The following is a 16573-nucleotide window of genomic DNA, read 5'->3' as shown; positions in this document are numbered from 1 at the left end:
TAAAATGCGCGCAGTAAAAATTCTCATAGACGTTGTGATGTACGGCAGTTTCCTGTACCTTATGAGTTACGGGGCTATCCATGATTTGTCGCAACACGGCCGAGTGGGAATTTCCCTATTCGTCTTATTTGTGATCCATCATGTTCTGAACCGCTGGTTTTATAAGACTATTTTGAAAGGCCAATGGAACGCACGCCGCATTTTTCTGAACGTCACCGACTGGATTTTATTCGCCTTGATGATCACCATGGCCATCAGCTCCATTTTTATGAGCGGCCTAGCATTTGAATGTTCATCCATCAAAACTACGCAAACCTCGCGACAACTTCATTTGGCTAGTTGCAGCTGGGGCTTTATGGTGATGCTCGTTCACCTGGGAATTCATTTAGAAGGCGTTCTGAAAAAGTTGGAGAACCGTTGCAACACATGGCAACGAGTTTTATTTTTTGTCGCCTACATCGCAGCCATTGCAGCAGGTATTTACTGCTTTAAAGAAGCCCAACTTTACGTTTATATGTTCGTTACCGGCGGCTGGAAACTTGCAGCTAGCAGCACAACGGCCGCCGTGCTTCAACTACTCGGAATCTCCGCTGGTGTATGCGCGCTGATGCGTGTAGTGAAAAGTACTTTTGTAAAATTTCCTTAGGCCCCTTGCCCGTTTTGTAGCATCTACCTACATTACTGTCCGACGCGTTTCTCTATCGAATGGAGAAGTGCGTCTTTTTTTATTCTGAGTTTTCAGAATTGAGAAGACGCCTCTAGCAAGAATAATTAGAAACAAGAGGTGCCGTATGACGAATGTTCAAAAAGGTTGTGTCAATATATGGATAGATGAGGTAGTCCCTTGTCTTAAGGATTCTGAAACGGGCGAGATAAAAGAAACATTTGTATTCAGGGTCGAAAGCAAGGCTTGCATTAAGACATTTACCGAGAAGAATGGGTGGGGAATCGATTGGGAGACGATCCCCAAAGACGTCAAAATCTACGCTCTAGTTTTAAAGGATGATAATCAGATTCAAGGTCTTGTCGGAATCAAGAAAGACGATGTTATGAAGGCAGCTTACCTGCATTGGGCTTGTACCGCTCCATGGAATAACAAGCATGTTCTTGGTACGCAGAAGTATAGCGGCGTCGGAGGTCATTTATTTGCAATAGCGGTGGACGGATGAAAAGCTACGTAATGCCGCGACAAATGAAGGTGAAAAACCGAATCTATTTGTTTTGGATATTATGCTTCCCGGTGAAGATGGCCTGAGCATCCTAAAGAGATTGCGTGCACAGTCTTTCACCAGTCAGGTTCCTGTAATGATGCTGACTGCGAAGGGTACGGAGCTGGATAAGGTGAAGGGGCTGGATTTGGGGGCTGACGATTACTTGACAATCGCCATATTGTTTCTGTAGAGGGCCATACTTGCGATTTGACGTTTAAGGAATACGAACTTTTAAAGTTGCTAATGCAGCGCCCTGGCATTGTTTTCAGCCGTCAGGAAATTATGGAACGTGTGTGGGGTACTGATTTCACACTGGAAACCCGCACGGTGGATATGCATGTAAAAACCTTGCGCCAAAAACTTGGTGAAAAAAATGATATCATCAAGACCATTCGAAACGTGGGCTATAAGGCGGAGCTTTAAAATGCAAGTACGAATCCGAATGAGTTTGATTTATGTGGGCGTACTCGCTACCATTTTTGCTGTTTATTTTTCTGTCCAAGTCTTTGAAGAGACCATGGAAGAACAGCTTCAAAATTCTTTACGCCAAAATGCCCATTTGATTGAAGCCGCGTATAACCAGACTCCTACGAAGGAATTGAAAAAGTTCACGACGGATTCATTACGCATCACGTTGATTTCCAAAGAAGGGAATGTTCTATTTGAAAGTGATCGGGAATCCAGTAAGATGGAAAATCATCTGCGTCGACCCGAGGTGATTTCCGCGTTTGAAACTGGCTCCGGAAAGGGAATGCGCCATTCGGTGACTTTGGATGCGAACATCTATTATTATGCCTTGAAACTTTCTGATGGAAATATATTGCGCCTTGGTATGCGTCAGGCTAATATCCAGCAGGCGATTTCCAGGACCACTCCTTATTTACTTGGACTGATTGGCGTTATCATTGTTGTTTCTATACTCATTGCGGTTGGACTCAGCAGAGCCTTCGTGCGGCCTATTAAGAAACTATCCGAAAAATTAGATGATGCTGAAATCCTTGATGATGACTGCCTGTATAAAGAAATTGCTCCTTTTGTAAAGACCATTCGGAATAAGAATCGCGAGCTAGCCATTACCATTGAAAAGCTTCACGATGAGGAGCAGAAAACAGCCCGTCTAAAAGATGAGTTTACGGCCAACGCCGCCCATGAATTAAAGACCCCGCTTACGACAATTTCTGGCTATGCGGAAATGCTGGAAACCGGAATCGCCAAGCCGGAAGATACTGTTCGTTTTGCGGGTAAAATTCATAGCGAAGCAAAACGCATGCTTTCCATTACCAACGACATCATGACCCTTTCCAAATTGGACAAGCCTGGTGAACGTACAATCAATCTCAATGAATCTGTGGATTTGTGGAGTGTGGCCGATAACTGCATTAGTGTCCTTGCGCTTAATGCCAATAAAAAGAATATCATGCTTTCGTTGCAAGGCGACGCAGATTCAGAAATTAAAGGCAATGGAAACTTGATTTTTGAATTGATCTACAATCTGGTGGATAATGCCATCCGTTACACCAATGAAAACGGCAAGGTGGATGTGATCGTTTCCAAGAATTCCGTTTCTGTTATGGACAATGGTATTGGCATTCCCGACGATTGCAAGAACCGTGTTTTTGAACGGTTCTTCCGTGTAGATAAAAGCCATTCCCGCGAAACGGGTGGAACGGGCCTTGGCCTTGCCATCGTAAAGCATGTGGCCGAAGTTCATCACGCAAAAATAGAGATGAAATCTATTGTTGGCGTGGGAACGGAAATCAAGGTTGAATTTTAGAACTACGAGAAAATTCCGTGCATAAACTGATGACAGGTGTCGTAAACGTCCCTGTCATTTAGTTTTATAAGGCCGCTGAAATAGGCCTGGATGCTGGCGTTGATGATGCCGAGGAATGTGTAGGCGTAACGCTGATGGCGACCCTTCATGTTGCCGTGATCTTTGCTTGCGGCAAGGAAAAGTTCTGAGAGCGCAGTCCACTGTTTTTCACAGAGGGGGAGGACTTCATCGTGGATGTCACCTTCGGTAGGGGTGTTGCTCATGCACAAGAACCAGGCGTAAAATTCCGGGTCCTTCTTGGCGAATTCAAAATAGACGCGGGCGACTTGTTCCAAAGTTTTGACGATGTCGCGATTGTAGGTCGCGGCGGTTTCAAAGCCCTTCCAGAAGTTTTCCAGATGGGCGGTGAGCAGGGCGTTTAAAAGGCCCCGCTTGTTTCCGAAGTAATGGTACAGCGTGGGCTTGCCTACACCTGCGGCATCGGCAACTTTCTGCACGCCGGTGGCGTCGTAGCCTTCCTTGCGGAAAAGGACCAGAGCCTGCTGTAATAAAACTTCTTTTGTGGTCATGATTCAAATATACTTTTTATGTACCGCTAGGTACAAGGATGCGGCCCCACTTGGGCGGAATTATGACGGTAATTTTGCCGTTGCTGATTTTGATGAAATCGTTGGAAAGAAGGTCTCGCAGATTTTTTAAGGAATTCATTTGAGGCGTGCGCGTAAAATATCTGCGCAAGTCAATTTCAAATTGAACGGGTGCGTCCTGGAGATTTATAAGAACAAGGGCATCACCATTTTGGTGTGTTCGCCAGAAGGCCAATTGTTGGGAGTGAACGAATTCCTGTTGATAGCCGCCATCGCGCAAGGCGTCGCAATCCAAGCGGACGCCTGCCAGGTGACGGATTTCGGAAAGTAGATTTTCTTTGTCCGTAGAGTTTGTAGATTGTCTACTCACGGACTTTGGGTAATTATCGAAACGAATGTGTCCCTGCTCGATGTGCATAGAGGGACGCAAATTCCAGTCGTCGCAATCGCCCTTAATTGCTTCCAAACCAAATTCCTCGCCGTAATAAATAGTGGGCACTCCCGGCATGGTATAGAACAGCAGATGCTGAACGAAATTGTCCTGCTTATTTTTCAGCTGGCTGTAAATGCGGTTGGTGTCATGATTCTCGTTAAAAAGCTGGAGTCTCGTGCCCTTGCAGGTTCCGCTCTTGTCATCAAAAAATTGATTCAAGTTGTAGGCCAGTTCAAACATGTTCCCGTCATTCAGGGAACTCCAGCAGGATTTATATGTCTGGTAGTTGGTCACGGAATTCAGGCCCACCTCAAGCCAACGCCTGGGATCTCCGAAAACCACTTCTCCCATCATCCAGAAATCCGCACGCTTTTGGTGGCAGGCGGTTGCAAGATGTCGCAGAAAATCTAAATCCATATCCTCCGCGGCGTCAATACGGATTCCGTCAATGCCAAATTCATCCATCCAGTATTCTGCACAATGAATCAGTTCTCGCTCCACTTCGGGATTTCGCAGGTTGAACGCTGGCAGTTCCTGAAAGCCGGCCCAGCAATCCACCGTAAAGGAGTCTCCGCAAAGGTTGGGCGTATTGAATCGCGGATTGCGATACCAGCCCGCATAAGGGGAATTCTGCCCCTTTTCCCGAAGGTCCCTGTAGGCGAAATGATGTCTGGAGGAATGGTTCCACACGGCGTCAAAAAACACATGGAAGCCTGCGTCGTGGAAATCGCGAACCATCTGCTTCAAGTCTTCGTTATTTCCTAGGCGGGGGTCCAGCTGGTACATGTCCGTCACGTCGTAACCGTGGGTCTCGCTTTTAAAAACGGGACCCAGCAAGATGGAATCAGCCCGCAAGCTTTGCAAGTGAGGAATAAGGCTAGTGAGCACGCGGATGTTTCGGTAGGGCACGTGATTCGTGCTTGCGTTGGAAATGACGCCATCGGCGACATTACGTAATGCTCCCAGCGGGAAAACGTGATAAATGTGATTCGGCCTCATGGGAACCTCCCTAAAAATTACATATACCGTTCGGTATATTACAAATATAGTATACCGATTGGTACATTTGCAAGGGGAGAGTGAAAATTTCCGAAAAAGAGACTTCGAATTAGGAAAATGCAGTGGGCGTATAAAAAAAAGGAACGCTTTCGCACTCCTTCTTATCTCTCTCATTTTTTGTTCTACTTGTCCGCAATCTCAGAGCTGATGGACATCAGCGGGTTTAACGGGTCGGTGTCAATCAAGTCAAGATGCTTCACCATGTGGAGGGAGCCTTGCTTGTACTTCTGGAAATGTTCCGAAGCGATGTGCTTTTTGTAGGCGTCCTGGCTGGCGTAGATTTCAAGAATGTATAGAGCATTCTTGTCGCGCTTAAGGCCCATGGGATACATGCAGATAACGCCCGGTTCCGTACGCATGCTGGTGGCACCGACTTCAAGAGCCATGGCCATGTACTGGTCGTGATATTCCGGGTGAATCTCAATGTAGGACAGGCGAACGATGCGGTCGCTTTCAAAGGGCTGCTTTTTCACTTGACTAGTCTTTGCCATAGCCGTTCCTAAAGCTAGAAGAAGTACGAAGAAAAATAGAAGTTTTTTCATATTCTCAAAATTCCTTTTTCAACCAGTCTGCGATTTTGGTTTCGCGGCTAGAGAAATCTGTAGCCTTTATAGAAAGGCTTGCGGTGAAGTTGCTGCCGGGAAGCAAGCGCTTGGCGTCGGCTTCTACGCCGCTGATTCCGCTGGAATGGCTGCTGACAATAAGGCCCACTTTTTTATTTGCGAGTTCCTTGCTGTTCTTGAAAAGATAGGTCTGCATGGGAGCGGCCATTTTGCTCCACCAGAGAGGCGCAACGATGATCACCTCGCTGTAGTTTGCGAAACTCACTTCGACGCTTGCGGTGATGGCGGGGTAGCTGCTTTCGTCATCGGGATTCTTGTTGATGGCGTCAATAAGGGCGTCGCCGATGGCGTAATTGTTGGCTGCGAAATCAGCCTTTTCCACAGGAGAGATTTCCACCACATCGGCAGAAATCATTCCTGTCAAGGTTTCTACGATAGCCTTGCTGTTCCCGGTGAAGGAGTAGTAAGCGACCAGCATCTTTTCAGAAGTTGCGAAGTCAACAGTAGGTTCGTCCGCGCCTGTAGAATCCGCGACGCTCTCGCTAGATGAACTTGCAATGTTTTCAACTTCGCTGGAACTGCTTTTCGCAGTTTCTGTTGCAGAAGATTCTACGATGCTCTCACTTGAACCTGCAACATCATCCTTTGCATTAGAGCTGGAGTCATCGCCGCAGGCGTTCAGGAGGAACGCCGCCGTCACGCTCAACAAGAACAGCAATTTTTTCATGCCACCCTCAATTACGGAAGTTTGTTGTACACTTCGTCAACTACAGGTTCCAACCATTCGTTGCTGGCGTTTTCGCCAACGTGGGTGTGGTAAGTCAAGTGCTGGAACCAGGAATCCTTGGCGGCACCGTGCCAGTGCTTCTTGCCTTCGGGAATGGCCACCACAGTACCCGGCGTCATTTCAAGAGGTTCCTTGCCTTCTTCCACATACCAGCCGCGGCCAGAAACAGCAATCAGGACCTGCACCTGGTTGTGATGCACGTGCCAGTTGTTGCGGCAGCCCGGTTCAAAAGTCACGTTGGTGGGGCCGCCATTTTCGGCGCTCATGGGAGCTACATAGCTGTTGCCGATAAAGTACTTTGCGTAATTTACGTTAGGTACGCCGCGGGGCCACGGGGAATCTCCGCCGTACATGCCAGGAATCAACTTGGCATCCTGCAAAGTCATGGTAATGCTTTCAACCTGCTGATCCGTAAGGCCTGCCTTTTTTGCTCCAGCCTTGTGCGCAGCCAGCTGGGGGTGAACGCCGTCCATGCCGCTGAGGGCAGCAACTGTCACCAGTTCGCGTTCCGGCATAGTCAAGTTGTCGCGGGCGAAAATGTCGCCGAACAAATGTGCCTTCAGGTAGTAATCCGTTGCAGGAACGAAAGTATTGTTCACCTTGCCGAACAACTTCGTCTGAACTTCGGTACCGGCCTTCAGGGAGTTGTAATTCTTGGGCAGGGGAGATGCGTCCTTGCCTTCGGCGGTTTTCTTGCCGGCGGCCTTGCGTTCATCCAGAACCTTCTGCAAAGTTCCGAGGGCGTTCAGGGAGCGCGGGAAACCGGTGTAGGCATAAAGCTGGGAAAGGGCTTCCTTCACCTGGCTTACGGTGAGGCCGTCGTCCAGGCCCTTGTCGATGGCCTTGCTAAGTTTTGCCAAGTCGCCCTTGGCTTCCAGGCAGGCGATAATAGCCATGTCCTGCTGCTGAACGGTAAGAACGTTTTTCATAATCTGTGCGTTTGTGGTGGTGGCGAATGCGGCAGAAATTGTGACCGCCGCGCCCATGGATTTTACGAATGTTTTAAAGAATGCAGTTTTCATAGTTATGAATTTACCAAAAGACTAGTTTTAATTCACTACCCAAAACAAATGAATTTCTACCAAAAACACAGATTTTATATATGAAAATTTATAAAATTCTACCATTTTGTAACTTTTTATGCGGTAATTATAGTGCGTTCTTGTGCAGAGCCTGTTTGAAACGTGAATAAAAAAGCGACGGTTATTCATTTCACGCTTTCTAAAAGTTGTTCCCTTGAGATTGCACTCAGTACAGAAAATGCGGTTAGCTTGTCGCCTAAATCGCGGATGCTTGCTCCTACATGGTAAATCGTACTATCTACAATGATGAACCTGTCGTGAACATCACGCATGTTGCGAAGCTCAACGGTCGGGAACTGCCGATTTAACCTTGCCGCTTCCTCATTCATGGTTCTATTAATGCGAGCCGAATACACGAAAACTTTAACACCTTCGGCCTTCTTTGCAACTAAAGAAAGAGTAACATCATCGGCATACGGATCGATAATGACGATTTCTTCTTTTGCGGAACGCACCAACTGCGCCGCAAATTCATACCCGCTCCACCAGGATTTTGCGTTTAAGATTCCCTCGCTCGGCGGCAAGTTCGCCTTGACAAAGAAATCGACCTGTTTTTCAAGGGACGAAAGCCTGGAATCATGATTTTCCAACTTATTTTCGTGAGAAATTAGCCGCTGATTTACGGAGCCGCCTTTAAGCAAATATTCCTTGAGAACCTGGTTTGCCCAGCGACGGAATTCTATACCTTTTAAGGCATTAACTCTAAAACCTACGGAAATAATCATGTCAAGATTGTATAAAGCAACTTTTCTGAGGACATTTCTATTGCCCTCCTTCTGAACTAGTTCCAAAATGGAACTAGTTGACTTTTCCTCTAGTTCATGACTCTCAAAAATATTCTTGACATGTTTCGTAATCGCTTGACGCTGAACATCAAATAATTCTGCCATCTGAGCCTGCGTAAGCCAAACGGTTTCATTCTCTACACGAACTTCAATGTGAAATTCGCCGCCCTCCGGCTGATATACAATGATTTCGTTCTTTTCGCCATTATTGGCAGAAACTGCTTTATCCATTTTTCCTCCAGTCGCTACAGGCTTGAAAAAGCGACAGTTTAATCAGTGTTCTTTTGTTCACTACTAAATTGGGTTTTTCCGATTACCGCGTTTATGGGGAAATGAGAAGGAGAGCCTAACTTTTAACTTGCTATCTTTAGGTTTCCCCAACCTCTAATGTCGATTTTTCTTCACATTCTATCGATTTTTAAACGAGGTCGTCGGAAAACGCCAAAAAATTAGTTTTCCTGCATTTTTGCGTTAGGGATGGAAGCCGGCCACGGTTCGGACTCGCGCGACGCTTGGCTTGTGATGTTGCCTGGAGCGCGAGGCTGAACGGACACGGCAGGGGCGCTTCGGCCCTTCGACATGCTCAGGGACCTTGGCGAAGCGACCTTGCCGTGATAACGCGACAGCCCGACCCCGGCGGCGGTTCTGTTGTGCGTGTCCCGGGAGCCGGGGGAACGGCCACTTGACGAATATTGAATATTTGTGTATATTATTTTAAAAAAGTTATCATAAATATTCATCGCTATGTCAGAGAAATCGAAAGTTCTAGATCTTGCAACAAAGCAAAATGGCGTTGTTACTGCAAAAGACGCGGCTCTTCTCGGAATTCCGTGCAGAGCGTTATTTGACTGTGTTAAAGACGGTATGCTGCTTCGAGACAATCGTGGCGTGTACATAGTACCAGACCATTTTTCCGACGAGTTCCTTACCGCCCAGTACAAGTATCCAAAGGGAGTTTTTGCGTTCAACACGGCACTCTATCTATGGGGTCTTAGCGACCGTGTTCCACAACAATTGGAAATGACATTCCCAAAGGGGTACAATACATCTGCCGCAAAAAAATTCGGTATCGCCTGCAAAATCCTGATACAAGACCGATACGATGCGGAAATCAGCGCCGTAAAGACGCCCAACGGCAACATGGTCCAAGCCTACAGCATCGAACGAACTTTGTGCGACATGCTCAAATACAAGGGTGACCCCGAACTTTTCTTGAACGCCATAAAGGTGTACATGGCGAGCGCCGACAAAAACTTGAACAAACTTTTTTCAATCGCGAATTCGTTCGGCATGCATGATAAAATCCGCCCCTATGTGGAGGCACTCCTATGAACGCTATCAATGTGATGCAGTTGAAAAACAAACTGAAAAAGATTGCGCAGGAACAGTCCTTGACACCGCAGTCGGTAAACACCCTGTATGCAATAGAGATGTTTCTCAAGCGTCTGGAAGCTTCCGCCTATCGAGAGAATTTCATTTTAAAGGGCGGGCTTCTTGTAACGGCAAAACTAGGATTTCAATCCCGAACAACAAAGGACATTGACGCAACACTTTGTCATAGGAAGCTGGACGAAAATTCCATTAGAGAAATTCTCCAGGAAATCGTTCAAATTGATTTAGACGACGATTTTTCCTTCAGCATTAAAGGAATCGAAACGATTCGTGAAAAGAATCAATATTCAGGCCTTAGAATTCATCTGAACGCAATTTGCCAAACACTTTCGATTCCGTTTGCTATGGATGTAACTGTCGGCGACAGAATCACGCCGCATGAAATTGAGATGTCGTTCCCGTCCCTGTTCGGCAATACCGCAACAACGCTCAAGTCCTACAACTTGGAAACGCTATTGGCGGAAAAATTGAACGCAATTCTCGTCATGGGCGTCGCGAATACAAGGATGAAAGATTTCTTCGACGTCCATTCCATTTGGCAAATGCTGGCGAACGAAATCAGCGTGGAAACTTTAAGCATTGCAATAAGCGAAACCGCAAATTTCCGTAACAATGCCGCAGTCTTGAACGAAGCCTCCGAAATTCTTCGCAGCATCAAGGACAGTGAGATTTTGGCGGAATATTGGCAACGATACCAAAAGACTTTCTCTGTAGCAAATAGATATTCCTTTGCCGAGGTCTGCGCCTCGATCGAAGCAATCGTAAAGCAAGCTTTATCCACTTATTAAACCGGAGATAATCTATAAATTTGTTTTTTCGCTTTCAATTTCCTATCTTTTTAGTAGGTTGATGTAATTGAAAGATGAATAAAGGTTAAAATGAAAGCTCTGCTAGGCGTAAACGTGCGCTTAGCAAATAAGTTGTAATTTGTAAGCCCGTTGACCTGCTGTATTGTTACTGCACAAATGTAACTTATAACCTGCCCTGTCGGTTCGTTTCACAAGCATTTTTACAGTAATTTCGCAGCTTAGGCGCCACGCAAGCAATTATCTAGCAGAGCTTAATTTTCAGCTCACGTTATAGGCTTTTACTATAAAATACTACAAAGAAAACGCACTTTCGTGCAGAAATTCACCATACACAACTTGCACTTTCGTGTAGAAATTCATATATTACTACTTGCACTTTCGTGTATACTTATTATGGAACGCAAAATAATCGAAAAATTCAGGGACTGGAAAAATCGTTCAAAGGGTAAGTCCGCCCTACTTGTCGATGGCGCAAGGCGAATCGGCAAAAGCTATGCAGTTGAAGCCTTCGCCAGGGCAGAATACAAAAGCTACCTGCTTATTGACTTTTCGTATCCTCGTCCCGGAACACTGAAATGCTTTCAAGAAGACCGTCACGACCTTGACATTTTTTTCGCCAAGCTGTCCGCCATATACGGAGTGCAGCTTTTCCGGCGAGAAAGCGTTGTCATATTCGACGAGGTCCAGCTGTACCCACCTGCAAGGCAGTTGATAAAGCAGCTTGTGAAGGACGGCCGATACGATTACATGGAAATCGGCTCCCTCATTTCGCTATACAAGAATGTGAAGGACATCCTGATTCCATCTGAAGAAGTGCATCTGCAAATGTTTCCTATGGACTTTGAGGAATTCCTCTGGGCAGCAGGCGACCATGCCACGGTACCTTTTTTGAAGACTTGTTTTGAAAAGAGGAAACCCTTGGGTCAAGCGCTACACCGCAAAGTTCTAAACGATTTTCGCAAGTACATGCTTGTTGGCGGAATGCCCCAGGCTGTCGAAGCGTACATGAACACGGGTAATTTTGGCGAAGCAGACTATCTAAAAAAACAGATTCTTTCGCTGTATCTTGCCGATGTGGGAAAATACGCAGGGAACGACGAGCAACGAGTATATTCCATTCTAAAGGATATTCCCGGACAACTTTCCAAAAAAGAAAAAAAATTCAAGCTGGCTGACATCAACAAGAACGCCCGCATGCGACAGTACGAAGACGCATTCGTATGGCTAGACAAGGCCATGATGGTGAATCGATGCGTGAACGCCACAGACCCAAGCGTCGGACTATCCATGAGCACCGACTACACGACGCAAAAATGTTATATGGGCGATACAGGACTTTTAGTAACCCAGGCATTTCGCGATGACGAATACGCAGACAACATTCTTTACAAGTCTGTTTTACTGGACAAGCTGAACGTGAACGAAGGGATGCTGACGGAAAACATCGTTGCGCAAATGCTTCGCTGTAACGGCCACCACCTGTATTTTTACTCTCGCGTTGATTCCGCAAACCGTGAAAACAACATGGAAATCGATTTCCTGATTTCGAATCACAAACGGATATCACCTATCGAAGTAAAGTCTTCCACCTACAAGAAGCACTCTTCCCTCGACAAGTTCTGTACAAAGTTTGGCAACAGACTTGGAGAAAGATTCGTATTATACCCAAAGGATGTCATGATAAAGGATGGAGTGACACACCTGCCTTTGTATATGGCCATGTTCCTATAACAGACCGATTAGCAAAAGCCCACGCTACTTGAGCGCGGGCTTTTTCAGGAAAACTAATAAGCAGGTTTTATCCCCAGACTTCGTCGGCGATTTCCTCGTCGCTGAAGACTTTTACGAACATGAAGTTGTCCCTGATGGTCAACTCCTCGATGGGCTTGATTTTTCTATTCATTTTTTCCGACCGTCGCTACAGGCTAAAAAAGCGACGGCTTGATTTGTGTTCTTTTGTTCACTACTAAATTTATACAAAAGTTTGGGCGGTGTCAAGGCGGGGGCGCGAAAAAATTTCACTTTGCAAACTATAGGCGACAGGGGGCGATGTTTTGGGCGTTGCCCTGGCGGGCCGGCCCTCTTGCGCTATCGACTCGCGATGCGAGTCGTTCGTTCAGCCTCGCGCGACCTGCAACTGCACAAGGCAAGCGCCGCGCGAGTCCGACCCCATGCGGGCTGCGGGGCCTAACGCGAAAGCGATGTGGAACCGGCAGGGATGTTTTTCTTGAAGGCTTTCATGTCGGCTTCCGTCGGTGTGTCTATGCAAATCTTGCGCTGTTGAAGGATGCCGATTTTGTAGTCCTCCTATATTATAGATGAAGATTATGCTATGAAGCAGTTTACTACATCCGAAGCAAAAAACTTTTGAAGGATATTCTTGCCGAAAAGAAACAGCGGGCAGAATATTTCAAGGCAAATGGTACTTTGATGGGGTTTGTCCCTGCAAATTACTTATATACTTCCAAGAATTTGCTTCCATTGAAATGAACCAAATGGTGAGGGATATCTGCAATCCAAACTTCCGTTTCCCATGCAATCTGGGTTAGCCATTTACGAAATTCTTTCATATCAAGGAATGCTGTAAAAAATACTATGTTAGCAGAGCACTTCTTCAACAATCCTTTTAGAGATGCGATGCGAGATTCACTCATAGGTCCAGAACTATGAACCGCCTCAATCAGGAAAAGTAAATTTTTCTCTTTTGAATAGGCAATAATGTCTGGAAGTTCATCGTGTTCAAGTTCAAAGAAATTTAAGGATTTCAAGGATTTGTCATCACGGAAAAGATATTTATTGCTTGTATCTCCCACATAAAGAACTTGAGCTCCCATTCCGAATTCTGGAAGAAAATCTTCAATAATTCGCTTCTGAAGAATGTTATGTTCCCCGGCAGACAATTCAAGATTTAATCCAGATGGCAGTGTTACGGGAACTTTTTCTGAAGCACGCCTTCGTTCTAATTCTTCTCGAAGTTTATGCTGCATTTCCAAAAACACGGCAAGAGTCTTTTTCCATGTCTTTGTTCCGTGAGACTGCACTAACTTGCAGAACGGTGCACTTAAAGCATAGCCTCGTGTAGGATTATTTGTTGCAGACATGTCAAAGTCTGCTGAATTTACGACATATCCCAACTCAATAAGAGGCCTTAAATCTTTGCGTCTAACATCATCATAGGATCCCATGGCAATCGTTTCACCATAGTTCTCGTTTTCAAAAGCTATTATATCTCTAGTACGCAAAAATATGCCATTCATCATAGAACGCGCTTCTTTCAACGCGCACTTTATCCCAGCAACGGCTAGGCAAGCACAAGCCATTTTTTCTTTTCTACGATCTGTTAAGTTTTCAAGGTTTATCTCGGTAGCCTCGAAAATGTCAAGCATTGCAAAGATTAATTTCTTTACTTTTTCTGTTTTGTTGCCTGTTGTTACGATGGTCATAGTTCAAAAAATTAGGGATTTGGCATATTGTTGTGGATTGCGATAGCCTTCGGAGAAAGCGTTTCCATGTGAAACGTTTTTTTCAACTGAAGGGCGACTTTGTAAGCCAACATTGGGGGAACTGCATTTCCAATCTGTGTAAATTGTTGAGTTTCGTTTCCGCAAAATTCAAACCAATCAGGAAAACTCTGTAGGCGAGCAGCTTCTCGCTGGTTTATTCGACGACGACGACCGTCTCGCAAGCGAACTCGCTGCATATCACTTGTCGCTCCAGCAAGATTACGGCAAGTTATAGTGCGAGCGGGTCTGTCCGCATATAAATCACGCGGATTCACGCAGGACGAGGCCTTCTCGTACTTAGCAATGTACGCATCCTGAGCGGGAGTAAGAAACTTGCTGTTCTCCACCTCATCATGCATGGTATCCCCTATAGCATCGCCAACAGTTACCTTTGTTGTTTCGGTTTCTGGATAGTTAAACTTTGCCTTGTGCCCGACAACAATGATTCTCTCTCGATTTTGAGGAACTCCATAATTTACTGCATTGACACACTGGGCTTCTACAATGTAGCCCAACTTACGAAGTTCCCCCATAACCAAGTCAAGATACCATTTGTGAGAAAACATCATGTTGCGGACATTTTCGAAAAGAAATACTTTAGGCTGAACACGTTTCACGGCATCGATAAAAATAGGAAAGCCATCTCGAGCGTCTTCCATTCCTTTCTGTTTTCCTCGTATACTAAACGGCTGGCAAGGAGGTCCACCGATGATGATGTCCGCATGTGGGTATTCTTGTCCCACCTCAAGTTTTTGACAATAACACTCGCCACCAAGATTTTTACGATATGTTTCTGCCGCTGCCGGAACCATTTCATAACCTATAGTTCGAAAACCGGCGGCTTCAAAGCCCAAGGACAGTCCACCACAACCAGCAAAGAGGTCTAGAACTACCGCTGGTTCAGATTGCTTGGGCTTTAAATTATTAATGTCGTCTATGTAACACATGTTTTTCTTCAATTTTATTCCTTAATAAATTTATAAAAAAAATCAAAAAAGTTTTTTTTCTATTTCAAGAAATCGCCAAATTTGCATTTTTGATGGCGTTAGGCTTTGAAATTACATTGCATGACAAAATGCCTGATGTTGTTCTTTACTCTGAGGAGAAAGACTGGATTTACTTTGTCGAAGCAGTAACATCTGTAGGCCCAATGGATCCAAAAAGAATTAAAGAACTTGAAGAAATGACTAAAAATGTGTCTGCTGGTAAAATTTATACAACAGCATTCCTTGATTTTAAAACCTTCAAAAAGTTCTCCGAAATGCTGGCATGGGAAACAGAAGTATGGCTGGCCGAGTCTCCGGATCACATGATTCATTTGAATGGAGATAAGTTCATGGGGCCAAGGAAATAATTCTTCACCTTTGATTTTCAAGCGGCAAGCGCCGCGCGAGTCCGATTGACCCAGAGCCGAATGCAGCGGCTATGCTTGCATAGCCATTGCTGAGGCGAAATGTCAAGGAGCGAAGCTCCCACCCATGCGGGCTGCGGGGCCTAACGCGAAAGCAATGTGGAACCGACAGGGATGTTTTTCTTGAAGGCTTTTATGTCGGCTTCCGTCGGTGTGTCTATGCAAATCTTGCGCTGTTGATGGATGCCGATTTTGCAGTCATCACGAGCAAATTTTCCTTGCTGATTTTTTAGACGCATCGACCTCAATGGTTGTATAACGCAAAGCAGTCTCTGTCTAGGCTCCGATTGAATTATTCCTGATAAACCTTCACACAGCGGACAGAAAGTCCCCATAGCTTAGAATCGGTATGAGCGGTATTTGGCGATTGTGTATCCTTGCTTTGATAAGAATACCCTGCACTAGGAAATACATCAGAATCATTAAATTCTTCGCTAGTAGACAAATTTTTATTTTTATCTACTTCAGCGGGATAATACCAAGCGGCAACCGTCAGCCGACCTTCGAAACCTGAAGCATCTTTACTATGCCGATACCCCGCACCAACCAAGGAAAAACCGGTGTAATTAGATCCCTTAAAGGTATACTGCGAACGAATACCAATCGCACCTTTATCCGAACTCCTATAAATAAGTTCATAATCATCATAAGTCATCAACCGCCAACCATCCGGGCAAATTCCTTGGTAAAAACCCTTTGCATCAATTGTGTCTTGTATTAAGTTTGCACAACTTTTTGTATTGCATTCAAATGGTAAATTCATCGTTTCAGCCCATTGGTATAGTCCTCCATACTCATCACACCTTGTCCAATCATCGTCATAGCAGTACTTTTCTGGATTATTGTCATCATCCTGATTTTTATTACCCACTATTTGTTTCCCATAATTAAGATTTTGAGCGAAGATAGTCACAGATCCTTGTGTTCCATCGCGTCTTTTTCCGTTAATGGTTAAGTAATAATAACGCTGACCATCACGAGTATCTTCATAAATTTTATAGGCCCCAGAATGAATACTGTCCGCAAGAAGAGGCTTCGAATGGTCAAAAGGAACATATTCACCGCTACTGCTTGATGCAACTGATGACGAAGACTTCGCAGAAGAACTGCTGCTAGATTTGACACTTGATGAGGAGTTCACAGAGGAACTGGACTTAGCCGAACTGCTGCTGGATTT

Annotated in this window: 15 protein-coding genes and 2 pseudogenes; 8 read left to right on the top strand and 9 right to left on the bottom strand. The window is 45.3% G+C overall.

Annotated elements, in window-relative coordinates:
- Window positions 1-4 precede the first annotated feature (4 nt).
- The 4 genes and pseudogenes from B7992_RS11860 to B7992_RS11845 all read left to right on the top strand — a co-directional run bounded on the left by B7992_RS11860 (window position 5) and on the right by B7992_RS11845 (window position 2985).
- On the top strand, window positions 5-646 hold the full coding sequence (locus B7992_RS11860) for a DUF4405 domain-containing protein (RefSeq protein WP_088666363.1): 642 nt from the start codon (window positions 5-7) through the stop codon (window positions 644-646).
- Between the two features lie 145 nt (window positions 647-791).
- A complete protein-coding gene (locus tag B7992_RS11855) occupies window positions 792-1169 on the top strand; it encodes a hypothetical protein (RefSeq protein WP_073237096.1) in 378 nt (125 codons plus the stop codon).
- Between the two features lie 34 nt (window positions 1170-1203).
- Window positions 1204-1634: pseudogene (locus tag B7992_RS17435) on the top strand (response regulator transcription factor); the annotation flags it as partial.
- 1 nt (window position 1635) lies between these two features.
- Window positions 1636-2985 (top strand): ATP-binding protein, encoded by a 1350-nt coding sequence (locus B7992_RS11845; RefSeq protein ID WP_088666362.1) that lies wholly within the window; start codon window positions 1636-1638, stop codon window positions 2983-2985.
- Between the two features lie 2 nt (window positions 2986-2987).
- Here the strand turns inward: B7992_RS11845 and B7992_RS11840 are convergent, their stop codons facing one another.
- The 6 genes from B7992_RS11840 to rhuM all read right to left on the bottom strand — a co-directional run bounded on the left by B7992_RS11840 (window position 2988) and on the right by rhuM (window position 8512).
- On the bottom strand, window positions 2988-3554 hold the full coding sequence (locus B7992_RS11840; protein WP_088666361.1) for a TetR/AcrR family transcriptional regulator: 567 nt from the start codon (window positions 3552-3554) through the stop codon (window positions 2988-2990).
- Between the two features lie 16 nt (window positions 3555-3570).
- Window positions 3571-5004, bottom strand: coding sequence for an alpha-amylase family glycosyl hydrolase (locus tag B7992_RS11835; protein WP_176421937.1), 1434 nt, complete (start codon window positions 5002-5004; stop codon window positions 3571-3573).
- A 182-nt stretch (window positions 5005-5186) separates the two neighbouring features.
- Complete coding sequence (locus tag B7992_RS11830) at window positions 5187-5555, bottom strand: putative quinol monooxygenase (protein ID WP_217897608.1); 369 nt, start codon at window positions 5553-5555, stop codon at window positions 5187-5189.
- Window positions 5556-5610: 55 nt separating this feature from the next.
- Window positions 5611-6354: a flavodoxin gene (locus B7992_RS11825; protein ID WP_217897607.1), complete on the bottom strand. Its 744-nt coding sequence runs from the start codon at window positions 6352-6354 to the stop codon at window positions 5611-5613.
- An 11-nt stretch (window positions 6355-6365) separates the two neighbouring features.
- Window positions 6366-7436, bottom strand: coding sequence for a carboxymuconolactone decarboxylase family protein (locus tag B7992_RS11820; RefSeq protein ID WP_217897606.1), 1071 nt, complete (start codon window positions 7434-7436; stop codon window positions 6366-6368).
- A 185-nt stretch (window positions 7437-7621) separates the two neighbouring features.
- Window positions 7622-8512, bottom strand: a complete 891-nt coding sequence (gene rhuM, locus B7992_RS11815) for a RhuM family protein (RefSeq protein WP_088666358.1) — start codon at window positions 8510-8512, stop codon at window positions 7622-7624.
- Between the two features lie 633 nt (window positions 8513-9145).
- Between rhuM and B7992_RS11810 the strand changes: the two genes are divergently transcribed.
- From B7992_RS11810 to B7992_RS11800, 3 genes are all read left to right on the top strand, one after another.
- Entirely contained in the window at window positions 9146-9613 is a 468-nt protein-coding gene (locus B7992_RS11810) for an abortive phage infection protein (protein ID WP_176421936.1), read from the top strand.
- Complete coding sequence (locus B7992_RS11805) at window positions 9610-10461, top strand: nucleotidyl transferase AbiEii/AbiGii toxin family protein (RefSeq protein ID WP_088666356.1); 852 nt, start codon at window positions 9610-9612, stop codon at window positions 10459-10461. The genes B7992_RS11810 and B7992_RS11805 overlap by 4 nt, the downstream gene beginning before the upstream one ends.
- Before the next feature lie 414 nt (window positions 10462-10875).
- Window positions 10876-12213 (top strand): ATP-binding protein, encoded by a 1338-nt coding sequence (locus B7992_RS11800; RefSeq protein WP_088666378.1) that lies wholly within the window; start codon window positions 10876-10878, stop codon window positions 12211-12213.
- A 719-nt stretch (window positions 12214-12932) separates the two neighbouring features.
- Here B7992_RS11800 and B7992_RS11795 read toward each other — a convergent pair.
- Together B7992_RS11795 and B7992_RS11790 are read right to left on the bottom strand one after the other, a co-directional pair.
- The gene (locus B7992_RS11795; RefSeq protein WP_088666355.1) at window positions 12933-13925 is read right to left on the bottom strand and encodes a BsuBI/PstI family type II restriction endonuclease; all 993 of its coding nucleotides are present in this window, start codon (window positions 13923-13925) and stop codon (window positions 12933-12935) included.
- Between the two features lie 11 nt (window positions 13926-13936).
- Window positions 13937-14944 carry a DNA cytosine methyltransferase gene (locus B7992_RS11790; RefSeq protein WP_217897605.1) on the bottom strand — a complete coding sequence of 336 codons (1008 nt, stop codon included), beginning with the start codon at window positions 14942-14944 and terminating at the stop codon, window positions 13937-13939.
- A gap of 83 nt (window positions 14945-15027) precedes the next feature.
- On the opposite strand from B7992_RS11790, the pseudogene B7992_RS11785 reads away from it, so the two are divergent.
- Window positions 15028-15339 (top strand): annotated as a pseudogene (locus B7992_RS11785) (BsuBI/PstI family type II restriction endonuclease); the annotation flags it as partial.
- 349 nt (window positions 15340-15688) lie between these two features.
- Here the strand turns inward: B7992_RS11785 and B7992_RS11780 are convergent.
- On the bottom strand, window positions 15689-16573 hold an 885-nt coding region (locus B7992_RS11780), incomplete at its 5' end, for an FISUMP domain-containing protein (protein ID WP_088666354.1).

This window comes from Fibrobacter sp. UWH1, from assembly GCF_002210365.1.
GTDB lineage: Bacteria > Fibrobacterota > Fibrobacteria > Fibrobacterales > Fibrobacteraceae > Fibrobacter.
This window is presented reverse-complemented; position numbering and strand designations above follow the sequence as displayed.